Below are 20,903 nucleotides of genomic sequence, written 5' to 3'. Positions count from 1 at the left end.
GGATCAGCTCCCTCGGTAGGTCGAGTAGGCGAATGGGGAGAGCAGCAGCGCAACGTGGTAGTGCTGCTCGGGGTCGTCGATGCTGTGGGTGATGACGACCTCGGGGTAGAACGCGGGCACCCCGAGGCCGGTGAAGTAGGCGCCGGTGTCGAACACCAGGCGGTGCGTCCCCGCGGTCAGCGGGCCGAAGTCACGGACCCGGCCGTCGTCGTCGGTGACCGCGGTGGTGGTGCCCTGCGGGGACTCCAGGCGCACGGTCATCGCCGCGGCCGGTCGCCCGCGGGTGCTGTCCAGGACATGGGTGGAGAGGCTCATGCGCCCGCCCCCCGAGTCCGGCGAGGGCACCGCGTCGACGCGCTCACGGGATCGTCACCAGCTTCCGCAACCGCAGGTGGGTGATCTTGCGGAGCTCGGCGTGCACCACACCGCGCTCGGTGGCCTCGTCGTTGCCCAGCCGGGCCCGCAGGTTCGCCAGGATCTCCTCGGCGGCCAGCCCGGTCGCGCAGATCAGGAACACGTGCCCGAAGCGGTCCTCGTAGGCCCGGTTGCCCTCGGCGACGTCCTTGAGGGTCTGACTGGCCGCCCGGCTCGCGGCGGACTGCTCGCCACGAGACCAGGCGGCCTCCCGGTCAGTGCCCCCGGCCCGGTCGCCGATGCGGGGGTGCGCGGCGAGCGCCTCCTCGAGGTCGGCCCAGCCGAGGTCGTCGAGCGCGGTGTCCGCCGCGTGCGCCGCCGCGGAGAGGGTGTCGTACGGCCGCCCGGCCGCGACCTTCCCCGCCCACGCGCGGGACGCGCAGCACGTGCGCAACTCCCGCTCGGCGTCCTCCGGTGCCAGGCCGTTGAGCCAGGTCAGGCCGGGTGTTGCGGTCATCGCGGTGCTCTCCTCGATCTCGTGTCGCTGTGAGCAGAAGCACACCAGTCCGAGGGGGTGGGGGCCTAGGGGCGGCGACCACGAAACATGTCCGATGTGGAGCGCCCCATTTGGAGGATCCTCCAACTAGGCTTGGTGGATGCGGGTCCGCGATCTGGTCGACAAACCTGAGTTGGCGCTCACCGTGCTGGCGGGCGAGGAGTCGCTGGACCGACCCATCCGCTGGGTCTACACGACCGACCTGCTCGACCCTGGCCGGTACCTCAGCGGCGGTGAACTGGTGCTCACCGGCCTGATCTGGCGGCGTGGCCCGGAGGATTCGGAGACTTTCGCCGCGGCCGTCGCCGCCGCGGATGTGGCCGCGGTCGCCGCAGGCGACGCCGTCTACGGCGAGATCCCACTGGACCTGATCGAGGCGTGCCGCAGGCATGGGGTCACGCTGATCGAGGTCCCCATCGACATCTCGTTCGCGACCGTCACCGAGGACGTGAGCCGCCGGCTCGCCGAGGAGAGCGGCAGCGGCATCGCCGGGGTCCTGAGCAAGCGGCGACGGCTGGTCAACGCCATCGCCGAGGGCGACGGCCTCGACGGCCTCGTGCGGGTGTGGTCGCACGACAACGACATCCCGTGCGCACTGCTGTCCACCTCCGGGCGGCAGATCGCCTCAGCGGCCACCCTCGAAGAGTCTGATGTGGACACTCTGGTTCGTGCGTTCCTTACCGCGCAACAGGTTCCGGCGGTGGTACGCCTGGCCGGAGACCGGCGGATGAGTGTGTTCCCGGTCGGCGCCCGCGGCCTGGTCGGGTGGTTCCTGGCCGGTGAGGGAACACATGACCAGTGGCCACGCGAGGCGCGGGAATCGGTGATGGAACTGGCGAGCCTGGCCGGGGTGGAGCGGTCGCGGACCGAGGAAGGGTCCCGGGCCCGGCACCGGTTCGGTGACCAGATCATCCCGCTGGTCACCTCGGCGGTGCGCAACCCGGCGGAACTCGCGGCCCGGCTGCGGGCCGCGGACCTGGAACCCGAAGCGGCGTTCGTCGCGGTGGTGGTGTCGGCGCACGGGATGACGGGCCCGGTCGACGTGCCGCGTGCGCTTATCGATGAGCAGCTCGGGCCGGTGTTCCCGTCGCTGATGGTGGCCCGGATGGGGTCGGAGACGGTCGCGCTCATCCCGGTGGGATCGGCCGCACACGCCCCTTCAGTGGCCCGTCTGCTGCGGGAGGCGGGCGAACGGCTGGAACGAGCGATGGGCAGGCGGCGGCTGGTGATCGGGGTCAGCGGACCCGCTCAGGGCTCAGTCGCCCTGCGAGGGGCGATCGACGAGGCCCGGCACGTGCGGGGGCTCGCCGAGCTGCGGCCGCCGCGGGTAGCGGTGGCGACGGCCGACGAGGTCGACTCGCACATGCTGCTGATCGCGTCGGTACCCGACGACGTGCGGGAGACTTTCCGCACGCGGGTGCTGGGGCCGGTTCTTCGCTACGACTCGTCGCACAACTCGGAGCTTGTGTCGACGTTGCAGGTCTTTCTTGATTGTTCGGGTTCCTGGCAGCGCACTGCGGAGTTGCTGCACGTGCATGTCAACACGCTGCGGTACCGGATGCAGCGGGTGGAGGAACTGACCGGGCGGTCGCTGTCGTCTTTGGAGGACCGAGTGGACCTGTTCCTGGCGCTTCGGATCCGCTCCTGGACGAGCCACTAGCTCGCGATAGGCGCCGTCCGATTGCCTTCGCCCCACAGCAACCCGTGCAGTCCTTCCCAGTCGACGGCCGCGAGCCACCACAAGGCGCTGGTCTGCCGCCGTTCGCGTAGCGCGGCTATGGCGGGTACCCGTGTATGACGCACGGCCACGCCTTTGGCGGTGAACGGGCTTTCGTCCAGGTATTTCGCACCACCAGTGCCGCAGACGTATTCGTCTGCGCCGACGGCAACCGTGAGATCGGCAAGACGCTGTGAGCGTTCCGGCCGCGTGGTGAACGCGCTGCTACAGGCACCTTCATGCTCTTTCGCCACAACCGCGCGACCAAACGCCCAGCCTGCATTTGGGGCGACACACCCAAGCCGGAAATCATGAGAGCGCGCGCCTACACCTACCTCGGTAGGATCACCGGACTCGACCTTAAAGGCGTCGACTGGATCAACTCCGACCGCGTTCTCGCGGCCGTGAACCGACCTCGCTGACCGATCAAGTCCGGGAATCGGTGTAGCGCTGAGTCATTCGAGCGAGGCCGGCGCTGGTCAGGGAGCCATAGACGCGCAGTCGCCCGAATCCGCCGTCCGGGTACGTGTCGACCCGGATGTGTTGGACAGGGGCGGGCAGGTCGACCTTGAACAGGTGGCGGGTGTCGGGCTGTAGGCGGGTGCGGGGGATCAGTTCCACCTCGCCGCCGCTGAGCCGGAACCAGCCGGGGGCGTTGCCGACGAAGTGGGTGGTGTCGATCTCGACCTGCCGCACCACACCTTCCTCGGCCAGTCGCACCTCCACCCACTCGTTGCCGTCGTCGCGGCGCCGGGCGGTTTCCCAACCTTCGCCCATGGTTCGGGCCTTGCCGGGCAGCAGGAGGTTCGCCGGGCCGCCGAAGAACATGTTGGAGCAGCCAGTGATCACGCCGCCGTTCTCCATCGCGGCCAAATCCAGGGGCACGCCGTCGAACAGTGCCGGGTCGGGGACGACCTCCCCGTGCACGCGCAGTCGGGCGACGCCGCCGTCGGGGAAGATGTTGAGGCGGACGTGGGTGAAGCGCATGGTCGAGTCGACGGCGAAGAGGTTGCGGGTGTCGCCTTTGAGGGCCGACTTCGGGACCAGCTCCACCCAGTCTGCGTCGGCCAGTTCTTCGGGGCTCGGGTAGCCGGTGACCGCGGCGCCCTCGACCGCGCAGTGCTCCGGGTAGTTCCCGACGAACCATGCCGTGTCCACCACGACACCGTGGATGATGCCGGCGACGCCCAGGCGGACGATGGCCCAGTCATGCCCCGGTGAGCGCCTGCGACGGGTTTCCCAGCCGTCGTAGATTTGGCCCTTGTGGCCGAAGGTGTGGGGTTGGTAGACGGCCGCGGTGGGGCGGATGAGGTTTTCCCGCTCGGCGAACAGCTCGTCGTTGGCGGCGACCACGCCGCCGCCCAGGGTGCGCACGGCCAGATCTGGCAGGTCGGTGAAGCCGGTCATGACTCTCCTCGGGATATCAGCCGTCCGTGCGGCCGTTCGGCGATGCGCGTGCCGCGCAGCCAGGTGTCGCGGACGACACCGGTCAGCGTGCGGCCCGCGTACGGGGTGATGGGGTTCTTGTGGTGCAGGACGGCTGGGTCGACCACGAACTGCGCGTCGGGGGCGAAGACGCAGAAGTCGGCGTCGGCGCCCACCGCGATGCGGCCCTTGCTGCTCAACCCGGCCAACTCCGCGGGCCGCTCGGCCATCCACGCGACGACGTCGGCCAGGGTGTGGCCGCGGTCGCGGGCGCCGGACCAGATGGCGGGCAGACCCAGCTGGATCGAGGCGATCCCGCCCCACGCGACGGCGAAGTCACCACGGTCGAGGCGTTTCAGTTCGGGGGTGCAGGGGGAGTGGTCGGACACGACGCAGTCGATGACGCCGTCGGCCAGGGCCTGCCACAGCTGTTCGCGGTTGTCGGCCTCCCGGATCGGTGGGCAGCACTTGAACTGGGTGGCGCCCTCGCCGATCTCCTCGGCGGTGAAGCTCAGGTAGTGCGGGCACGTTTCCACCGTGAGCCGCACACCCTCGCCGCGTGCGGCGGCGATCATCGGCAGGGCGTCGGCGCTGGACAGGTGCAGGATGTGCGCGCGGCACCCGGTGCGCCGGGCCAGTTCGATGACCTGGGCGATGGCCACGTCCTCGGCCACGCGGGGCCGTGAGCGCAGGAAGTCCGCGTAGGCGGCACCGGGTTCATGTGGGGCGTGGTCGATGGTGTCCGCGTCCTCGGCGTGCACGATCAGCAGGCCGTCGAACGCGGCCACCTCGCGCATGGCCTCGTCGAGTTCGGCGGCGGTCAGGTGGGGGAACTCGTCGACACCGGAGTGCAGCAGAAAGCACTTGAACCCGAACACCCCGGCGTCATGCAGCGGTCGCAGCGCAGAAACGTTGCCAGGCACAGCGCCGCCCCAGAAACCCGTGTCCACCCACACCTGACCGTCGGCCGTCTTGCGTTTCACCCGCAGCGCGTCGACGTCGACAGTGGGGGGAATGCTGTTGAGCGGCATGTCGACGATGGTCGTCACCCCGCCCGCGGCGGCGGCCCGGGTGGCGCTGGCGAAGCCCTCCCACTCGGTGCGGCCGGGTTCGTTGACGTGCACATGGGTGTCGACCAGCCCGGGCAGCAGCACCTCGTCGTCGGCCAGGTCGATGATCTGACCGGCCCGCACCGGGGTGTCGAAGGGTTCGACGGCGGCGATGCGCCCGCTGCGGACACCCACCCAGCCTGCCTGCTCGCCGGACGCGGTGATGACCCGCCGGGACCGCAACACCAGGTCGAAGTCGGTCATGGAGAAACCTCCAAGTGGGCGGCGACCCGCTGCGCGGCGAGCCGTTCGAGCAGGGGGCCCGCTTCGGCCATGCAGCGGGCCGGGTCGGGTTCCAGGTCGGTCAGGGCGTACGCCCCAGCAAACCCCGCCGCGGCCAGGTCCGCACGGGCCAGCTGGATCCGACCCGCGACCGCGACCACGGGAACCCCGGCCGCTCGGGCAGCCGCGCCCACTCCGGCCGGGGCCTTGCCGCGCAGGGTCTGCTCATCGAGCGAACCCTCACCGGTGACGACCAGCCGGGCCTCGGTCAGGTGCTTGCCGAACCCGAGGACGTCGAGCAGGTAGGCGATACCCGGTCGCAGGGTGGCGCCGAGGGCGAGCGCGGCAAATCCGACACCACCGGCAGCACCCGCACCCGGCAGGTCAGCGGCGTCCACCCCGGTCTCCCGGCGCACGACCGCCGCCCACCGGGCCAGCGCGGTGTCGAGCAGCCGCACCTGCGCGGGGCTCGCCCCCTTCTGCGGCCCGTACACCGCCGCCGCGCCGTGGTCGCCGAGCAGCGGGTTGTCCACATCGGAGGCGACCACGATCTCGGCGGACCGCACCCGAGGGTGCAGCCCGGCGAGATCGAGACGCTCCACCGACGCCCAGGCGCTCACCTCGGCGCCGCCCCCGTCGAGGAGGCGGGCACCGAGCGCCCGGAGCATCCCGGTCCCGCCGTCGGTGCAGGCGGAGCCGCCGAGACCGAGGACGACGGTGCGCGCACCCGCGTCGAGCGCCGCGCGCACCACCTCCCCGGTCCCGTACGACGACGCCCGCACCGGCTCCAGGACGCCACCCGGCAGCCGCCCGAGCCCGGACACGTCGGCCAACTCGACCACCGCGACACCGTCGCGCAACGCGTACCCGGTGTCGACCGGCTCCCCGGTCGGGCCCGACGCCCGGACCTGGACCAGCCGGAACCCACCGGCGACCACCGCGTCGAGGGTGCCATCGCCGCCGTCGGCCACGGGCACCTCCCGCACCGCGAGACCCGGCAACACCGACCGCAACCCGGCGGCGATGTGCGCGGCGACCTCGCGGGCGGTCAGCGAGCCCTTGAACTTGTCCGGTGCGACCACGACATCCATACCCTGATCCTCGCTCAATCGAGCGTGCGGACGGCGGTCGGCGCGTGCTCCGGTCGGGTGGCGAGTTCCTCGAACTCGACCACGTTGTCGATCTCCGTGCCCATCGAGATGTTGGTGACCCGCTCCAGGATGACCTCGACGACCACGGGCACCCGGAACTCGGCCATCATCGACTTGGCCTTCTCGAACGCCGAGAGCAGGTCGTCCGGGTCGGTCACCCGGATCGCCTTGCAGCCCAGCCCCTCGGCGACCTTCAGATGATCGACGCCGTAGGCGCCCAGCTCCGGGGAGTTGATGTTCTCGAAGGACAGCTGCACGCAGAAGTCCATGTCGAACCCGCGCTGCGCCTGCCGGATCAACCCCAGGTAGGCGTTGTTCACGACCACGTGGATGTACGGGATGGAGAACTGAGCGCCGACCGCCAGCTCTTCGATCATGAACTGGAAGTCGTAGTCCCCCGACAGGGCGACCACCGGGGTGTCCGGGTCCGCGACCGCGGTGCCGATCGCCGCCGGCAGCGTCCAGCCCAGGGGACCGGCCTGGCCGCAGTTGATCCAGTGCCGGGGCCGGTAGACGTGCAGAAACTGTGCCGCCGCGATCTGCGAGAGCCCGATCGTGGTGACATAGCGGGTGTCCGGGCCGAACGCGCGGTTCATCTCCTGGTACACCCGCTGCGGCTTGATCGGGGTGTTGTCGAAGTCCGTACGCCGCTGCAGCGTCCGCTTCCGCGCCTGGCACGACCCCGCCCATTCGGTTCGGTCCGGGAGGCTGCGTTCGCGGGCGATCTCGACGAACAGCTCCAGAGCCGCCTTCGCGTCGGACGCGATCCCGTAGTCGGGGGCGAACACGCGCCCGATCTGGGTGGGCTCGATGTCGACGTGGACGAACGTGCGGCCCTGCCGGTAGGTGTCGAGACCACCGGTGTGCCGGTTGGCCCAGCGGTTGCCGATGCCCAGGACGAAGTCCGACTCCAGCATGGTGGCGTTGCCGTAGCGGTGGGCGGTCTGCAGGCCGACCATGCCCGCCATCAGCGGGTGGTCGTCGGCGATCGCGCCCCAGCCCATCAGCGTCGGCACGACGGGGACACCGGTCAGCTCGGCGAACTCGACGAGCAGGTCGGCGGCGTCGGCGTTGATGATGCCGCCACCGGCGACGATCAGCGGGCGCTCGGCCTCGGCGAGCATGTCCAGCGCCTTGGCGATCTGCGCGCGGGTCGCGGCAGGCTTGTAGACCGGCAGCGGCTCGTAGGTGTCGGGGTCGAAGTCGATCTCGGTGAGCTGCACGTCGATCGGCAGGTCCAGCAACACCGGGCCGGGACGGCCCGAACGCATCACGTGGAACGCCTGTTGGAACGCGCCCGGAACCTGCGCGGCCTCCAGCACGGTCATCGCCATCTTGGTGACCGGTTTGACGATCGAGGTGATGTCGACGGCCTGGAAGTCCTCCTTGTGCAGCCGGGCCACCGGGGCCTGCCCGGTGATGCACAGGATGGGGATCGAGTCGGCGGCCGCGGAGTACAGGCCAGTGATCATGTCGGTGCCCGCGGGCCCCGAAGTCCCGACACACACACCGATGTTGCCCGGTTTGGCCCGGGTGTAGCCCTCGGCCATGTGCGAGGCGCCCTCGACATGGCGGGCCAGGACATGATCGATACCGCCGCTGTCGCGCAGCGCGGCGTAGAACGGGTTGATGGCGGCGCCGGGCAGCCCGAAGGCGTGCGTGACGCCCTCGCGCTTGAGGATCTCGACCGCGGCGCGCGCGGCGGTCATTCGTGGCATGTGTCTTCCCTACTCAGCGGCCGGACAGTTCTTGGACGAGCTTGAGCAACCCGGAGTGGTCCAGGGAGCCGTCACCACGCGCCACCATCGACGCGACGAGCTGAGACACCACCGCGCCCAGGGGGATCGCCACACCGGCGTCGCGGGCCGCGGCCTGCACGATGCCCAGGTCCTTGTGGTGCAGGGAAAGCCGGAAACCGGGGGTGAAGTCGCGCTTGAGCATGTTCGCGGCCTTGCGGTCGAGGATCGCGTTGCCCGCGAGCCCGCCGGCGAGGACCTTGATCGCCGCGTCCATGTCGACGCCGTGCGCCTCCAGGAACACGATCGCCTCGGCGACAAGCTCGATAGTGCCGGCCACGATGAGTTGGTTGGCCGCTTTCACCGTCTGCCCCGCGCCGTGCGGTCCGACGTGCACGACGGTCTTGCCGACCGCGTCCAGGACGGGCTTGGCGGTCTCGAAGTCGGCGGCCTCACCGCCGACCATGATCGACAAGCTGGCGTCGATCGCGCCCTGCTCGCCGCCGGAGACCGGGGCGTCGAGCACCCGGACCCCTTGCGCGACAGCGGCTTCGGCGACCGCGCGGCTGGTGGCCGGGCGGATCGAGCTGCAGTCGATGAGCAGCAGACCCGGCTTGGCGTTGGCCAGCACACCGTCGTCGCCCAGGACCGCGTCCTCGACGTCGGGGGAGTCGGGGACCATCGTGATCACGATGTCGGCGTCGCGGGTGGCCTCGGCGATCCCGCTCGCCGCGCGCCCGCCCGCGGCGACGAGCCGCTCGACCGGGGGCTGGGTCAGGTTGCAGCCGACGACGTCGTAGCCGGCTTTCACCAGGTTGGCCGCCATCGGGCCACCCATGATCCCGAGTCCGATGAATCCGATCGTGGTCATGTTCGTTCTCCTCTACTTGCCGGACCGGCGCTCGCGTGGCAGCCACGCGAAGCTCTCGACGGTCGTGGTGCTCGGGACGTATTCCAGGCCGACCCAGCCGCGGTAGCCCACCCGTTCCAACCGTGCCAAGGCGGCGTCGACAGCGAGGTCGCCGCTGCCGGGCTCGTGCCTGCCGGGGGCGTCGGCGATCTGGACGTGCGCGGTGCGGTCGGCGTACTCGTCGATGACCTTGTCCAGGCCATTCCCATCAATGCGGCCGTTCACAGTGCTATTCATGGCAAGGTGGAACAGGTCGGCGAGGAACCGCACGTTCGGCGCGCCGACCCGGTCGATCACGGCGAACGCGTCGGCCGCGGTGCGCAGCGGGTAGGGCTGCGGGCCGCTGACGGCCTCGACCAGGACGGTGCCGCCGATGCGGGCGACGGACTCGGCGGCGTGCGCCAGGTTCGCCGCGCCCAGGTCGTCCTGGGCGCCGGGGTCGACACCGTCGATCCGGTTGCCGTACAGGGCGTTGAACGCCCGGCAGCCGGTGCGGACACCGATCTCGGTGACCAGGGCGACGTTGTCGCGGAACTCCTGCTCGCGGCCAACCCAGGACACGAGTCCACGGTCGCCGCCGGGCATGTCGCCGGCGAAGAAGTTCAGCCCGACCAGCCGCACGTCCGCGTCTTGCAGCGCGGAGACGAACGCGTCGACCTCGGCCTGAGCGGGGACCGCCTCGGGGAACGGCCACCAGAACTCGACGGCGTCGAAACCGGCGTCCTTGGCCGCCCGCGGCCGCTCCAGCAGGGGCAGGTCGGTGAACAGGATCGAGCAGTTCACCTCGAAGCGGAGCGAGTGACCCACCACGAACCTCCGGAATTTCGTATTGTGGAATAAATGTTTTGCTGTGTGAAAACGACAGTACGAGTCGGGGCGTCGAGAATCAAGGCCCCGCGGTGCTGGGATCAGCCGACTCGGCGGCAGGCGAAGCTGTCGAGCGTGGCGCGGTCGAGCCCGGTGAGCTCGGCGACCTCGGCGTCGTCGGTGGCGCCGCAGTTCAGGCCGCGCACGACGAAGGCGGCGAGCGCCTGGGCGGTGGCGGGCTCGTCGAGCACCTCGCCGCCGGTCTGTCCCACGTAGTCCCGCAGCCGTTCGGCGGCTGCGGGAAGACCCTCTCGGAAGAAGGCGTAGGTGGCGGCGTACCGGGTCACCAGCTGCGCGGGATGCAGGTCCCAGCCCTGGTAGAAGCCGCGCTCCAGCGACCGGCGCACCAGCCGGGCGTGCAGCCGCCACGCGTCGGGCGTGCTGTCGCCGACGGGCGCGACGTTGGTGGATCCGTCGGATACCCGGACCCCGGTGCCCGCGGCGGCGAGCTGCATGACCGCCTTGGCGTGGTCGGCCGCGGGGTGCTCCATGCTCTGGTGGGCGGCGGAGACGCCGAGTGCGGCGCTGTAGTCGTAGGTGCCGTAGTGCAGGCCGGTGCAGCGCCCGGCCGCGGCGTCGATCATCCGGGCGACCGCAGCCGTGCCGTCGGGACCGAGGATCGCCTGCGGTGTCTCCACCTGGATCTCGAACCGCAACCGCCCCGGTGGCAACCCGTGCGCCACCTCGAGCCGTTCGCACACGACGGTCATCGCCGCGACCTGCTCGACCGCGGTGACCTTCGGCAGCGTCACCACGAACCCGTCGGGTAGGGGACCGGCGTCCAATAGAGCGCCCAGGAACAGGTCGAGGGTTCGGACGCCTCTCCGCCGGGTCGCGGCCTCCAGGCTTTTGAACCGGATCCCGACGAACGGGGGCATATGGCCCTGCGCCATGACGGCCGCCGCGGTGCGGGCCACGGCGTCCTCATCGGCATCGGGTCGGTTGCCGTAACCGTCCTCGAAGTCGACGCGCAGGTCCTCGATCGGCTCGCGATCGAGCTTGTCGATGACCCGGGCGCGTACTTCGTCGTCGAGGTCGAGTGGGTGCTCGGCCAGCGCCCGCGTCGCCTCCGCGCCCCACTCGGCACACAGGTCCGCGTGGAAGCGGTCGGCGGGCACGTACACCGTGTGCACCGGCTGTCGGGTGTGGGTGTCGCCGGGATACCGCCGCAGCAGTTCCGCGTCGACCGGGGCGAGCAGTGCGTCCAGTTCGCTCAGCAGCTCGTCCATGGTCAGTCGATCAGGTCGTAGGCGGGCAGGGTCAGGAAGTCGACGAAGTCGTCGGACAGCGCGACCCGCTCGAACAGGGCCCGCGCGTCGCCGAAGCGGCCCGCCTCGAAATGCTCCGCGCCAAGGGACTCACGGAGGCTCGCCAGTTCCTCGTCCTCCATGCGGCGCACCAGGTCCACTGTCACCAGCTCACCGGAGTCGGCGAGTTTCACGTCGTTGCGCAGCCACTGCCAGATCTGCGAGCGCGCGATCTCCGCGGTCGCCGCGTCCTCCATCAGGTTGAAGATCGCCACCGCGCCGCTGCCGCGCAGCCACGCCTCGAGGTAGCGCAGCGCCACCGCCACGTTGCCCCGCAGGCCTTCCGCCGTGGGTTCGCCGGGGGTGCTCGCCACGTCGAGGAGCTGCTCCGCGGTCACGGACACGTCGTCGCGGGTGCGGTCGAGCTGGTTGGGCCGCTCGCCCAGCACACCGTCGAACACCTCGCGACACACCGGCACCAGGTCCGGGTGCGCGACCCAGGAGCCGTCGAACCCGCCGTGGGCCTCGCGTTCCTTGTCGGCGCGGACCTTCGCCAGGGCGACCTCGGTCAACTCCGGGTCGCGGCGCGACGGGATGAACGCCGACATCCCGCCCATCGCGAACGCCCCGCGCCGGTGACACGTGCGCACCAGCAGATCGGTGTACGCGCGCATGAACGGGGCGGTCATGCCGACGCCATTGCGGTCGGGCAGCACGAAGTCCGGGCCGACGTCCCGGAAGTACTTGATCACACTGAACAGGTAGTCCCAGCGGCCCGCGTTGAGGCCGGAGGCGTGCTCGCGCAGCTCGTAGAGGATCTCGTCCATCTCGAACGCCGCCGGGATCGTCTCGATCAACACCGTCGCCCGGACACTGCCGCGGGGGATGCCGAGCGCGTCCTGGGCGTGGATGAACACGTCGTTCCACAGGCGCGCTTCCAGGTGGCTCTCCAGCTTCGGCAGGTAGAAGTACGGCCCGCCGCCGCGCCCGGTCAGCTCACGGGCGTTGTGGAAGAAGTACAGACCGAAGTCGACCAGCGCCGCCACCGCCGGGCGGCCGTCGACCACCACGTGCCGCTCGGGCAGGTGCCAGCCGCGCGGGCGCATCACGATCGTCGCGAGCCGGGCGTCCTCCCGCAGCCGGTAGGCCGTGCCGTCCGGCGCGGAGTACGTCAGCTTCTTGCGGACCGCGTCGGCGAGGGTGACCTGGGCGGAGACCACGTTGGCCCAGTGCGGGGTGCTGGCGTCCTCCAGGTCGGCGAGCCAGACCCGGGCACCGGAGTTGAGCGCGTTGATCGCCATCTTCGCCTCGGCCGGGCCGGTGATCTCCACCCGCCGGTCCGTCAGGTCCTCCGGAGCCGCCGCGACGGTCCAGTCGCTCTCGCGGATGTCCCTTGTGGCGTCGAGGAAGTCGAGCCTGCCCGTGCGGGCGACCTCGGTCCGGCGCTCGGCGCGCGCGGCCACCAAGGCGTCGCGGGTGCCGCCGAAGCGCCGCTGCAGATCGGCGACGAAGTCCAGGGCCGCCGGGGTCAGGATTTCGTCGCCGCGCTCGACGGGGGCGCCGTTGATCCGGATGTCAGTCACGTCAGTCCTTCGAGTCGGCGTTTCGTATCTCGAACAATAACTTTCGCCATACGAAATCGCCAGAACTTTTCGCATCATGGAATGATGCTTCCGTGGCATCCACAGACACCGAGAAGCCGTCGGGCGGCGTCCAGTCCCTCGAACGTGCCTTCGACCTGCTAGAACACATGGCGGACGCGGGCCGTGAAGTGCCGCTCAGCGAGCTCGCGAAACTGTCGGGCCTGCCGATGCCGACGATCTATCGGCTCGTGCGGACCATGGTCAACCGCGGGTACGTGCGGCAGGAGCAGTCGCGGCAGTACGCACTCGGGCCGCGGCTGATCCGCCTCGGCGAGACCGCGGGCAAGCTGGTCGGCGCGTGGGCGCGGCCGCACCTGTCGCGGCTGGTCGACGAGATCGGCGAGACCGCGAACATGGCGATGCTCGACGGCGACGAGATCGTCTACGTCGCCCAGATCCCGTCGAAGCACTCGATGCGGATGTTCACCGAGGTCGGCAGGCGGGTCCTGCCGCACTCCACCGCCGTGGGCAAGGTCCTGCTCGCGCAGCTGCCGGAGCGTCAGGTCACCGAGCTGCTGCGGCGCACCGGGATGCCCGCGCACACCGAGCACACGATCACCACCCCGGCCGCGTTCGTCGAGCAACTCGCCGCGATCCGCGAGCAGGGCTACGCCGTCGACGACGGAGAACAGGAACTGGGCGTGCGCTGCATCGCCGTCGCGGTCCCCGGTGCGCCCACGATGACCGCGATCTCCATCTCCGGCCCGGCCGCCCGCGTCAGCGAGGACCGCTACGGCGAAGTGGTCCCCGCGCTGAAGGGAATCGCCGCGGAGCTGTCCGCCGCACTGGGCTGACCTGACCGCGATGCGACCCGCTTGTCCCGACCCGCCGATCAGGGATCAAGTCGGTAGAAGCGCCAGAAGTCGTGTTCGATCGGGAGCACCGTCACGGCACTGAAACCCGCCTCCCGCGCGTAGCGGCGCACCGTGTCGGGGCGGATGGCCGTGCCGGTCCCCACCGCGTCCGGTTCGACCATGGCGACCGCCAGGCAGTGCACGGCGCTCCAGCCGTAGTGGAACCGTTCGATATCGTCGCCGGGTGCGGTGAACTCCTCGGCGACCCGCTCGTCGCCGACCAGGACCGCGCCGCCGTGGGCGAGCATGCCCCGCGCGGCGGTCAGCACCTCGACGGGGTGTGCCATGTCGTGCAGGGTCTCGAATAGCGTCACCAGGTCGTAGCGTCCGGCCAACGCGGGATGGGCGGCGTCGCGTTGGAAGAAGGTGACCCGATCGGCCAGACCCGCGTCGGCGGCGACGCGGCGCGCTGAGTCGATCGACGCCTCATCGATGTCGATCCCGTCCACCCAGGCCCGCGGATATCCGTTCGCGATGGCGACCGTCGACCAGCCGCTGCCACAGCCGAGGTCGGCCACCCTGGCGGGCGGTTCGGCTCCGCGGAGCCGGTCATGGATGTCGGGCATGGCCGGAATCCACTCCTGCGCCAGCTGATTGCCGAACATCGGCCGGTTGACCCGCTCGATGCCCTCGCGGGCGTCGGCGCCGTAGGCCTCGAACGCCACCCCGCCGCCGTTCAGGAAGGCCGCCATGACCCGGGGCAGTGCCTGGGCGATGCTCACCGAGAGCTGCGCGAGCGGCACCATGAAATACGGACTGTCCGGGTCGCACAGCACCTCGGCCGCCGCGGCCGGGAGCCGGAAGCGGCGGGCGTTCGGATCGGTGCTGTCCTGCGCGAGGTCCAGCACCCCCGCGACCGCCTGCTGCTCCAGCCATTCGCGGGCATACCGCGGCGCGATGTCGGCCGCTCCCGCCAGTTCGGCTGGGGTCGCCGTGTCGAGCTCGGAGAGTGCCGCGTAGAGCCCGAGCCGGTCGCCGAGGTAGATGTGCAGTAGTTCCTGTGCGCCGATGGTGGCCTGGAATATCGCCTCGGCGAGTGCGTCGCGGCGCTCGGTGCCCGAGCCCGTGGGAGCGGTCGCGGTCATGGTTGCCGCCTCCTCGAATCCATCGGGGGGCGGCACGTGCTCGGTGAGCTGGTCTTGCTCATCGTCGGACCTCCTTCGAGTGTGCTCGCACCCGATAAGGCGTCAGATTGCGGCGCACAGCGCCAGGGTGCCCCGTCCTCGGTCGTCATCGCAGCACACCATTTGACCACTTACTCCCTCGGCGGGCCAGGCCAGTGGCTGCCTGTGATCAGCCGCGCGCGACCGGAACGAAACGGCCCGGACGTGCGTCGGAGAGCGAAACACAGGTCTTCGACTCGGGGGTGGCGAGTGGTCGCCGACGGCGACGGCGTCCCGATTCGGATCGGGGAACAGGACGTGCTGATCTCCGCGGTGCTGACCGAGGAGGGGAAGCGGCCATGGGTCGTCCTCGGACCCGCCTGACCGGCGCCCTGCTCACCCTGACCGGTTGTGGCTCACCAACAGTCGAACCGCTTCCGGCCAGCCAGCGCCCAACGCCCACCACGACCTCCCCGTCGGAGGAGCCGCAGACCCACGGACACCGGCTGCCCCAAGGCGAGCAACTCGTGCTGCATGTCGGGAAACCGGCACGGTGAGCATGAAGGTCGGCGACACCCTGGTCGTCCAACGCACCCGCGAGGTCCCGTCAGCGCCGCTCGCCCCGGGCGGCGCGCGGCATGATCAGGAATGCTTCGGCCGGTAGTGCGTCGCGGTGACTCAGAGACCCAGCTCGGCCATCCGGCGGGTGATCCGCTGATCGGTCGACACGACCGGCGCACCGGTCGTCACCCAGGGATCTCCGCCGAAGTAATTCCGGAAGATCTTCTCGGCCGTGCGCGTCGCCAGTGCCTGGCTGGTCAGTGTCGGGTTGGGCCCGCCGATGCTGTTCGGCAGGGCCGAGTTGTCCGCGACGAACAACCGTTTCACCGCACGGGACTCCGCGTTCGCGTCCAACACCGAGTTCGTCTCGGAGACGCCCATGCGCATGGTCGAGTGCACATGCATCATCAGCGGCGCCAGATCCATCCGGTACACCTTCTTCGCACCCGCGCCGCGCAGCAGGTCGACCGCCTTGCGGGCGAGGAACTCCCGGTTGCGCACACTGCGCGTCGACCGGCCGCGTTGGTCCATCCGCACCTTCGGCACCGGACCGTTCTCATCGGCGGGCATCGCCGAGAGGGTGATCCGATTGTCCGGCCGCACGTCGTCGTCGGTGAGCGTCACGACATTCAGAATCCGGTCCACACCGTGCAGCAGGACGTCCTTGAGTTCGGTCGCGGCCAGCCTGCCGGTCGCCCCGTCCCAGTTGCCGGTCAACCCGCGCCCGTTGGTGTACTGACCGCGGATGCCGCTGTCACTGGACGTCATCGCGAGTGCCTGGATGGCCGGGCCGATACCGACGTTCTGCAGTGCGCCGTATCCCGGGAAGTCGCAGCGCGCCGAGGAGTGCGGGCCCTTGGAGTTGCCGACCTCGTCGTCGAACACCCCGCACACCAGGTCGAGGTAGTGGTCGGTGAATCCGCGCCCGACCCAGTCGTTGGGATTGGGCAGCCCGCTGTTGAGCCACAGCCGCGGGCTTTCCACAGCGCCCCCGGCCAGGACCACCACGCGGGCGTCCTCACGGTGCTGTTCCCCGGTCCCGTTGTCCCGCCAGGTGACGCCGGTGGCCGAGAGCCGCCCGTCCACCAGACCGGTGTGGATCTTCGTGACCATGGAGTCGGTGACCAGCGTGACCGCCTTGCCCTGGGGCGACCACGCGTTCGCGGTCAGGCCCATCGGCACGTAGCTGTTGTCGGTGGAACGCCGGGCGGTCAGGTTGCGCGGCACACTGATCGGCTGCATGCAGCCCTGGATGCAGTGCCCGCAGAACGTGCACCCGGTGGACAGCGGAAACACCAGCTTGGACCGGTCGGTGGTCAGCCCGGCGTGGCCACCCGGCGGCAGGATCGCGTTCTCCTGCGGCCGGTAGGACGGTCCCTTCGTGGTCTTCGTCGTCTGCACCGGGATGCCCAGGGTCTCGCAGCCCCGGAAGTACACGGTCTCCTTGGTGCCCATCGGCGCGGTCGACACCGGCAGCGTCGCCTCGACCCACTCGTAGTACGGCACCAGGTCGCTGTAACCGAACGGGAAGAGATGCCCGACGTCGTAGTTCCCTCGATCGGCCCCGGCGTATCCGCTGAACACACCGGGATACGCCCGAGGACAGTTCCCGAAGTAGTGCTGGGTCGTGCCGCCGACCCCGGCGACCTGCCAGAGAAAGGAATTCTGCGGCAACTCGCGGTACCAGGCGGGCTTCGATCGGTCCTGCGGTCCGGCACGGAGATACCCGTTGAGGAGGTGACTCGCGTCGTTCTCCAGCAGGCTCCATTCCTGGCGCGGGTTCGCGTGCCGCGGACCGCCTTCGAGCAGCAGCACGTCGAGCCCGTGCGCGGCCAGTTCCTTCGCGACGACCGGCCCGCAGCCTCCCGCGCCGATCACGATGACGTCGCGCATCAGGCCGCCACCGCCTTGCGGTTCTGGTAGTAGCCGCGCAGATCGTCCCAGCCGTCGAGCACGCCGGGGTCGTGGTCGCTGATCCGCCAGCCGACCGGGACGCCGGTCACCGAGCGGGTGCCGGTCGAGAACACCGCCCACTCGGAGTAGGTGCTGAAGGCGCTGAAGGTGAGCAGCGAGCCGCCGACGTAACCGCTCAGCCCGGACACCGTCTCGCGCAGCGGCTCCGGCACGTCGCTGTCGGCCGCGCCGACCAACGTCGAGTCCCCACCCTCCAGGAGGCTGAACGCCTTGGCCTTCTCCGCATAGGTCAGCCGGGCGAAGGGGGACTGCAGCACCCCGGTCGCGGACAGCGGATTCACCCGAAGGGCGAGGGAGTTCAACAACAACGCGACCACCATGGACAGCGGCAACACCTCGTCGTTGGCCAACAGCGCGTCCACCGCGCCGCCCAGCGAGTCCACAGCGGACAGGTCGAGTCCGAGCAGCCCGCCGGACAGGGTGATCGGCACCCCGCCGAGACCGGCGGCGAGGGTGCCCGCGATCGGCCGGGCCAACTCGTCGGGGAACGGCACGAAATTGTCGAGCGCGTGGAGCATGAAGTCGGTCGCCCGGGCCTCGATGGCACCGGGCTCGGAGCGCGGGGTGCCCTGCCGCGTCGAGTACTCGTCCTGCCCGGGCACAGCGAACACTGTCAGCGCGTTGTAGGTCTGCCGGGACACGGTGTTCAAGGCCGGGCGAACCAGATCGAGAACCAGGCTCGGCACTGTGCCGCCGGATGACCCCGCGTGCGCGGCGACAGGCACGGCGACCGCGGCGCCCGCCAACACGCCGAACAACCCCATCCGAGTGAGAAATGCCCGGCGATTCGGTTCCGCCTCAGTCATGTACCACTCCGATGTGCGCTCTCGCGTGCCGTGTGACCGAGCACCGTCCGAGGGCCGAGGGCACAAGGTCAGGCTTGGGTGGCGCGCAGTGTTGTGGGTCCGAACGGCCTAGGTCAAGGCTCGCCACAAGAACAGGGCAGGGCCACGAATGACGAGCAGGTGATTTGCGGCCAGGTGACAAATCCTGGTGGTCACGCCACGGGCAGGCGCAGCGGCGCCGTGGCGAACTCACGTACCCCGACGCTGAACGGCACCCGCGCGGTGAACCCGAGCAGTGCCCGCGCGGCGCTCGGGTCGGCCACGATGTGCCGGACGTCGGTCGGGCGGGCGCCGCCGATCACCCGCGGCGGGGGACCGGCGCACGCCCTCGACAACTCGGTCGCCATGTCCCCGACCGTGTGCGGGGTGCCGGAGCAGACGTTGACCGGCACCAGTGCCCCCGGCTCGGCCGCGGTCTGCACCGCCAGCGCGTTCGCCACGGCCACATCGGTGACATGGACGAAGTCGCGCCGCTGCGCCCCGTCCTCCAGCACTGTCGGCGCCTCCCCACGCTCCAAACAGGACCTGAACAGCGACGCGACCCCCGCGTACGGGGTGTCGCGCGGCATCCGGGGACCGTAGATGTTGTGGTACCGCAACGCCCACACCTGCCCGCCGGTCTGCCGCGCCCACGCCGAGGCCAGGTACTCCTGCGCCGCCTTCGTCGCCGCGTAGGTGCTGCGCGGATCGAACGGCGCGTCCTCCGGGACCAGCCGCGACACCAGCGGCGACGAGCACCGCGGGCACCCCGGCTCGAACCGGCCCGCGTCGATGTCGGCCTGGCGGCGTGCGGCCGGCCGCACCACACCGTGCTCGGCGCACTCGTAGCGGCCCTCCCCGTACACGACCATCGACGACGCCAAAACAAGCCGGCGCACCGCGGCGCGGTGCATCGCCGCCAACAGGACCGCGGTGCCGAAGTCATTGTGGGAGGCGTACTCCGGCGCGTCGGACGGGTCGACACCGTGCCCGACGACCGCCGCCTGATGGCACACGACGTCCACCCCGCGCAGCACCCGCGACAGCACCTCGGCGTCGCGGACATCGCCGCGGACAAGCTCCCGGGTCCACTCCGGGACCTGGCCGGACCCGTGGGCCTGGGGGAGCAGGTTGTCGAGCAGGACGACGTCGTGGCCGCGCCCGACCAGCAGGTCGGCGACATGGGACCCGACGAAACCGGCACCACCGGTGATCAACACTCGCATGCCGTCGACGCTACGACCACCCACCGCGCCTCGCCCCGCATCCGGGCGCCGCGTAAGACAACCGTCAGAACTCACCAGTTGGTGAGCAGCACGTGGTTCACCACCAGCGCGGTGACCGCCTGGGCGGCCAACCACCAGCGGTGCGACCGGGCGGGCAGCACCGCCGCCGCGGCCACCACCCACACCGCGAACGGCAGCCAGATCCGCTCCACCTCCGATTTCGACAGCCCGGACAACGTCGCCAGCGCCACCGCGCCCACCGCCGCCCAGACCACCATCGGCACCGCCCGCCCCCGCCGCAGCCCCGCCACCGCCGCCGGGCCGACCGCGAGCACCAGACACGCCAGGTTCGCCCACACCCAGTAGGCGTACGGACGGTCGTTCGCGATCCCCTGGTAGTACCGCTCGACCACCAGGTCATACCCGTCGAACCACCAGAACCCGGCCACCGCGAACGCCGCCACCACAGTGACCGCGCCGACCGCCGCCAACCCCAGCCCCCGCCAGTCCCGGCCGCCGATGACGACCGCCAGCGCGACGAACCCGATCAGCACCAGCCCGTAGGACAGGAACAGCCCGAACCCGAGCAGCACCCCGCCCGCCACCGCCGCCACCGGCCTGCGCGCGCCCACCGCCAGCAGCGCCACCCCGCACGCGGTCACCCCGGCGAACAGGGCGTCCGCCGAGACGCCCATCCACACCGCGCCGGGGAACAGCGCCACGAACGGCACCGCCGAGCGCGCTAGCTCGGGTTCGCCGACCGCCGCCAGCGTCATCGGGACCGCCACGGCGACCAGCGCGCCCACGAGCACACACGCCACCGCCGCCCACGCGCCGCCGCCGAGCCCGACCCTGTCCAGGCCGACGAATACCAGTGTCGCGCCCGGCGGGTGCCCGGCGACGTGGGTGATCCAGGAGTCCGGTTGGAAATCGAGGATGCGGCCGGTGAACGTCCGCAGCATCACGCCGACGTCGGTGATCCCGGGGACCGCTGCCAGGTACTCGTCCTGCGAGGTCAGCTGCGTGGCGAAACCCCGGTCCCATCCGTCGACCATGGCCAGGGCGAACGTCCACGCCACCGCGAACCCGTACCCGAGGGCCAACGCGGCACGCGGGCTCAGGCGCGCGACCAGCGCCGGACCCCATACCACCGCCCCGACCGCCAGCACGACCGCCGCCGGGGTGCCGGGCCCGACATGGGGGAGCCACTCGCCCAGCACCGGCCACTCGCCGAACGTCGGGGGCGCACCCGGGAAATGCCGGTCACCGGAGAGCCGGATGCCCAACACCCACCCCACCCCGGCTGCGACGGCGACCAACAGCAGCGCTCCCGCCGCGGCGAGCAGATCGGAGCGGTGCGCGGACAGGCTGGAGCGCGGTGGCGCGGGGGCGGACACCGGCCCGACCATAGCCAGGCGAGGGGG

At 70.7% G+C, this 20,903-nt stretch carries 18 protein-coding genes; 2 read left to right on the top strand and 16 right to left on the bottom strand.

Annotation, left to right across the window (positions count from 1 at the left end; genetic code table 11):
• Positions 1–3 precede the first annotated feature (3 nt).
• Both uraH and uraD read right to left on the bottom strand, forming a co-directional pair.
• Complete coding sequence (uraH, locus tag GPZ80_RS02930) at positions 4–315, bottom strand: hydroxyisourate hydrolase (RefSeq protein ID WP_187218163.1); 312 nt, start codon at positions 313–315, stop codon at positions 4–6.
• Positions 316–358: 43 nt separating this feature from the next.
• The gene (gene uraD, locus GPZ80_RS02925) at positions 359–871 is read right to left on the bottom strand and encodes a 2-oxo-4-hydroxy-4-carboxy-5-ureidoimidazoline decarboxylase (RefSeq protein ID WP_187218162.1); all 513 of its coding nucleotides are present in this window, start codon (positions 869–871) and stop codon (positions 359–361) included.
• A gap of 139 nt (positions 872–1,010) precedes the next feature.
• On the opposite strand from uraD, the gene GPZ80_RS02920 reads away from it, so the two are divergent.
• Complete coding sequence (locus GPZ80_RS02920; RefSeq protein ID WP_187218161.1) at positions 1,011–2,570, top strand: PucR family transcriptional regulator; 1,560 nt, start codon at positions 1,011–1,013, stop codon at positions 2,568–2,570.
• On the opposite strand, the gene GPZ80_RS02915 is transcribed toward GPZ80_RS02920, so the two are convergent.
• The 9 genes from GPZ80_RS02915 to aceB all read right to left on the bottom strand — a co-directional run bounded on the left by GPZ80_RS02915 (position 2,567) and on the right by aceB (position 12,868).
• Positions 2,567–2,881, bottom strand: a complete 315-nt coding sequence (locus GPZ80_RS02915; RefSeq protein WP_312880076.1) for a WbqC family protein — start codon at positions 2,879–2,881, stop codon at positions 2,567–2,569. The genes GPZ80_RS02920 and GPZ80_RS02915 overlap by 4 nt on opposite strands.
• Positions 2,882–3,053: 172 nt before the next feature.
• Entirely contained in the window at positions 3,054–4,034 is a 981-nt protein-coding gene (alc, locus tag GPZ80_RS02910) for an allantoicase (RefSeq protein WP_187218160.1), read from the bottom strand.
• The gene (gene allB / locus GPZ80_RS02905; protein WP_187218159.1) at positions 4,031–5,365 is read right to left on the bottom strand and encodes an allantoinase AllB; all 1,335 of its coding nucleotides are present in this window, start codon (positions 5,363–5,365) and stop codon (positions 4,031–4,033) included. Before allB ends, alc begins: the two co-directional genes overlap by 4 nt.
• Positions 5,362–6,474: a glycerate kinase gene (locus GPZ80_RS02900; RefSeq protein WP_187218158.1), complete on the bottom strand. Its 1,113-nt coding sequence runs from the start codon at positions 6,472–6,474 to the stop codon at positions 5,362–5,364. Before GPZ80_RS02900 ends, allB begins: the two co-directional genes overlap by 4 nt.
• 14 nt (positions 6,475–6,488) lie before the next feature.
• A complete protein-coding gene (gene gcl, locus GPZ80_RS02895) occupies positions 6,489–8,252 on the bottom strand; it encodes a glyoxylate carboligase (RefSeq protein ID WP_187218157.1) in 1,764 nt (587 codons plus the stop codon).
• Between the two features lie 13 nt (positions 8,253–8,265).
• The gene (locus GPZ80_RS02890; RefSeq protein WP_187218156.1) at positions 8,266–9,141 is read right to left on the bottom strand and encodes a 2-hydroxy-3-oxopropionate reductase; all 876 of its coding nucleotides are present in this window, start codon (positions 9,139–9,141) and stop codon (positions 8,266–8,268) included.
• A gap of 12 nt (positions 9,142–9,153) precedes the next feature.
• Positions 9,154–9,987, bottom strand: a complete 834-nt coding sequence (locus GPZ80_RS02885; RefSeq protein ID WP_187218155.1) for a hydroxypyruvate isomerase family protein — start codon at positions 9,985–9,987, stop codon at positions 9,154–9,156.
• 101 nt (positions 9,988–10,088) lie between these two features.
• Positions 10,089–11,276, bottom strand: coding sequence for a DUF6986 family protein (locus tag GPZ80_RS02880; protein WP_187218154.1), 1,188 nt, complete (start codon positions 11,274–11,276; stop codon positions 10,089–10,091).
• A gap of 2 nt (positions 11,277–11,278) precedes the next feature.
• Positions 11,279–12,868: a malate synthase A gene (gene aceB / locus GPZ80_RS02875; protein ID WP_376771628.1), complete on the bottom strand. Its 1,590-nt coding sequence runs from the start codon at positions 12,866–12,868 to the stop codon at positions 11,279–11,281.
• A gap of 176 nt (positions 12,869–13,044) precedes the next feature.
• Between aceB and GPZ80_RS02870 the strand changes: the two genes are divergently transcribed.
• Positions 13,045–13,731: an IclR family transcriptional regulator gene (locus tag GPZ80_RS02870; RefSeq protein WP_187218324.1), complete on the top strand. Its 687-nt coding sequence runs from the start codon at positions 13,045–13,047 to the stop codon at positions 13,729–13,731.
• Between the two features lie 38 nt (positions 13,732–13,769).
• Here GPZ80_RS02870 and GPZ80_RS02865 read toward each other — a convergent pair whose 3' ends face one another.
• From GPZ80_RS02865 to GPZ80_RS02845, 5 genes are all read right to left on the bottom strand, one after another.
• On the bottom strand, positions 13,770–14,876 hold the full coding sequence (locus GPZ80_RS02865; RefSeq protein ID WP_187218152.1) for a class I SAM-dependent methyltransferase: 1,107 nt from the start codon (positions 14,874–14,876) through the stop codon (positions 13,770–13,772).
• Positions 14,877–15,572: 696 nt separating this feature from the next.
• Positions 15,573–17,348 (bottom strand): GMC family oxidoreductase N-terminal domain-containing protein, encoded by a 1,776-nt coding sequence (locus tag GPZ80_RS02860; RefSeq protein ID WP_187218151.1) that lies wholly within the window; start codon positions 17,346–17,348, stop codon positions 15,573–15,575.
• Complete coding sequence (locus GPZ80_RS02855; protein WP_187218150.1) at positions 17,348–18,235, bottom strand: hypothetical protein; 888 nt, start codon at positions 18,233–18,235, stop codon at positions 17,348–17,350. The genes GPZ80_RS02860 and GPZ80_RS02855 overlap by 1 nt, the downstream gene beginning before the upstream one ends.
• A gap of 191 nt (positions 18,236–18,426) precedes the next feature.
• Positions 18,427–19,479 carry an NAD-dependent epimerase/dehydratase family protein gene (locus tag GPZ80_RS02850; protein WP_187218149.1) on the bottom strand — a complete coding sequence of 351 codons (1,053 nt, stop codon included), beginning with the start codon at positions 19,477–19,479 and terminating at the stop codon, positions 18,427–18,429.
• A gap of 71 nt (positions 19,480–19,550) precedes the next feature.
• A complete protein-coding gene (locus tag GPZ80_RS02845) occupies positions 19,551–20,888 on the bottom strand; it encodes a hypothetical protein (protein WP_187218323.1) in 1,338 nt (445 codons plus the stop codon).
• Positions 20,889–20,903: the final 15 nt, after the last annotated feature.

The organism is Actinokineospora xionganensis, from assembly GCF_014323725.1.
GTDB classification, from domain to species: domain Bacteria; phylum Actinomycetota; class Actinomycetes; order Mycobacteriales; family Pseudonocardiaceae; genus Actinokineospora; species Actinokineospora xionganensis.
This window is presented reverse-complemented; position numbering and strand designations above follow the sequence as displayed.

Coding starts and splice junctions, on each gene's coding strand:
- uraH (WP_187218163.1), bottom strand. CDS start 315: ATGAGCCTCTCCACCCATGTCCTGGACAGCACCCGCGGGCGACCGGCC.
- uraD (WP_187218162.1), bottom strand. CDS start 871: ATGACCGCAACACCCGGCCTGACCTGGCTCAACGGCCTGGCACCGGAG.
- GPZ80_RS02920 (WP_187218161.1), top strand. CDS start 1,011: ATGCGGGTCCGCGATCTGGTCGACAAACCTGAGTTGGCGCTCACCGTG.
- alc (WP_187218160.1), bottom strand. CDS start 4,034: ATGACCGGCTTCACCGACCTGCCAGATCTGGCCGTGCGCACCCTGGGC.
- allB (WP_187218159.1), bottom strand. CDS start 5,365: ATGACCGACTTCGACCTGGTGTTGCGGTCCCGGCGGGTCATCACCGCG.
- GPZ80_RS02900 (WP_187218158.1), bottom strand. CDS start 6,474: ATGGATGTCGTGGTCGCACCGGACAAGTTCAAGGGCTCGCTGACCGCC.
- gcl (WP_187218157.1), bottom strand. CDS start 8,252: ATGCCACGAATGACCGCCGCGCGCGCCGCGGTCGAGATCCTCAAGCGC.
- GPZ80_RS02890 (WP_187218156.1), bottom strand. CDS start 9,141: ATGACCACGATCGGATTCATCGGACTCGGGATCATGGGTGGCCCGATG.
- GPZ80_RS02880 (WP_187218154.1), bottom strand. CDS start 11,276: ATGGACGAGCTGCTGAGCGAACTGGACGCACTGCTCGCCCCGGTCGAC.
- GPZ80_RS02870 (WP_187218324.1), top strand. CDS start 13,045: ATGGCGGACGCGGGCCGTGAAGTGCCGCTCAGCGAGCTCGCGAAACTG.
- GPZ80_RS02865 (WP_187218152.1), bottom strand. CDS start 14,876: ATGACCGCGACCGCTCCCACGGGCTCGGGCACCGAGCGCCGCGACGCA.
- GPZ80_RS02860 (WP_187218151.1), bottom strand. CDS start 17,348: ATGCGCGACGTCATCGTGATCGGCGCGGGAGGCTGCGGGCCGGTCGTC.
- GPZ80_RS02855 (WP_187218150.1), bottom strand. CDS start 18,235: ATGACTGAGGCGGAACCGAATCGCCGGGCATTTCTCACTCGGATGGGG.
- GPZ80_RS02850 (WP_187218149.1), bottom strand. CDS start 19,479: ATGCGAGTGTTGATCACCGGTGGTGCCGGTTTCGTCGGGTCCCATGTC.
- GPZ80_RS02845 (WP_187218323.1), bottom strand. CDS start 20,888: ATGGTCGGGCCGGTGTCCGCCCCCGCGCCACCGCGCTCCAGCCTGTCC.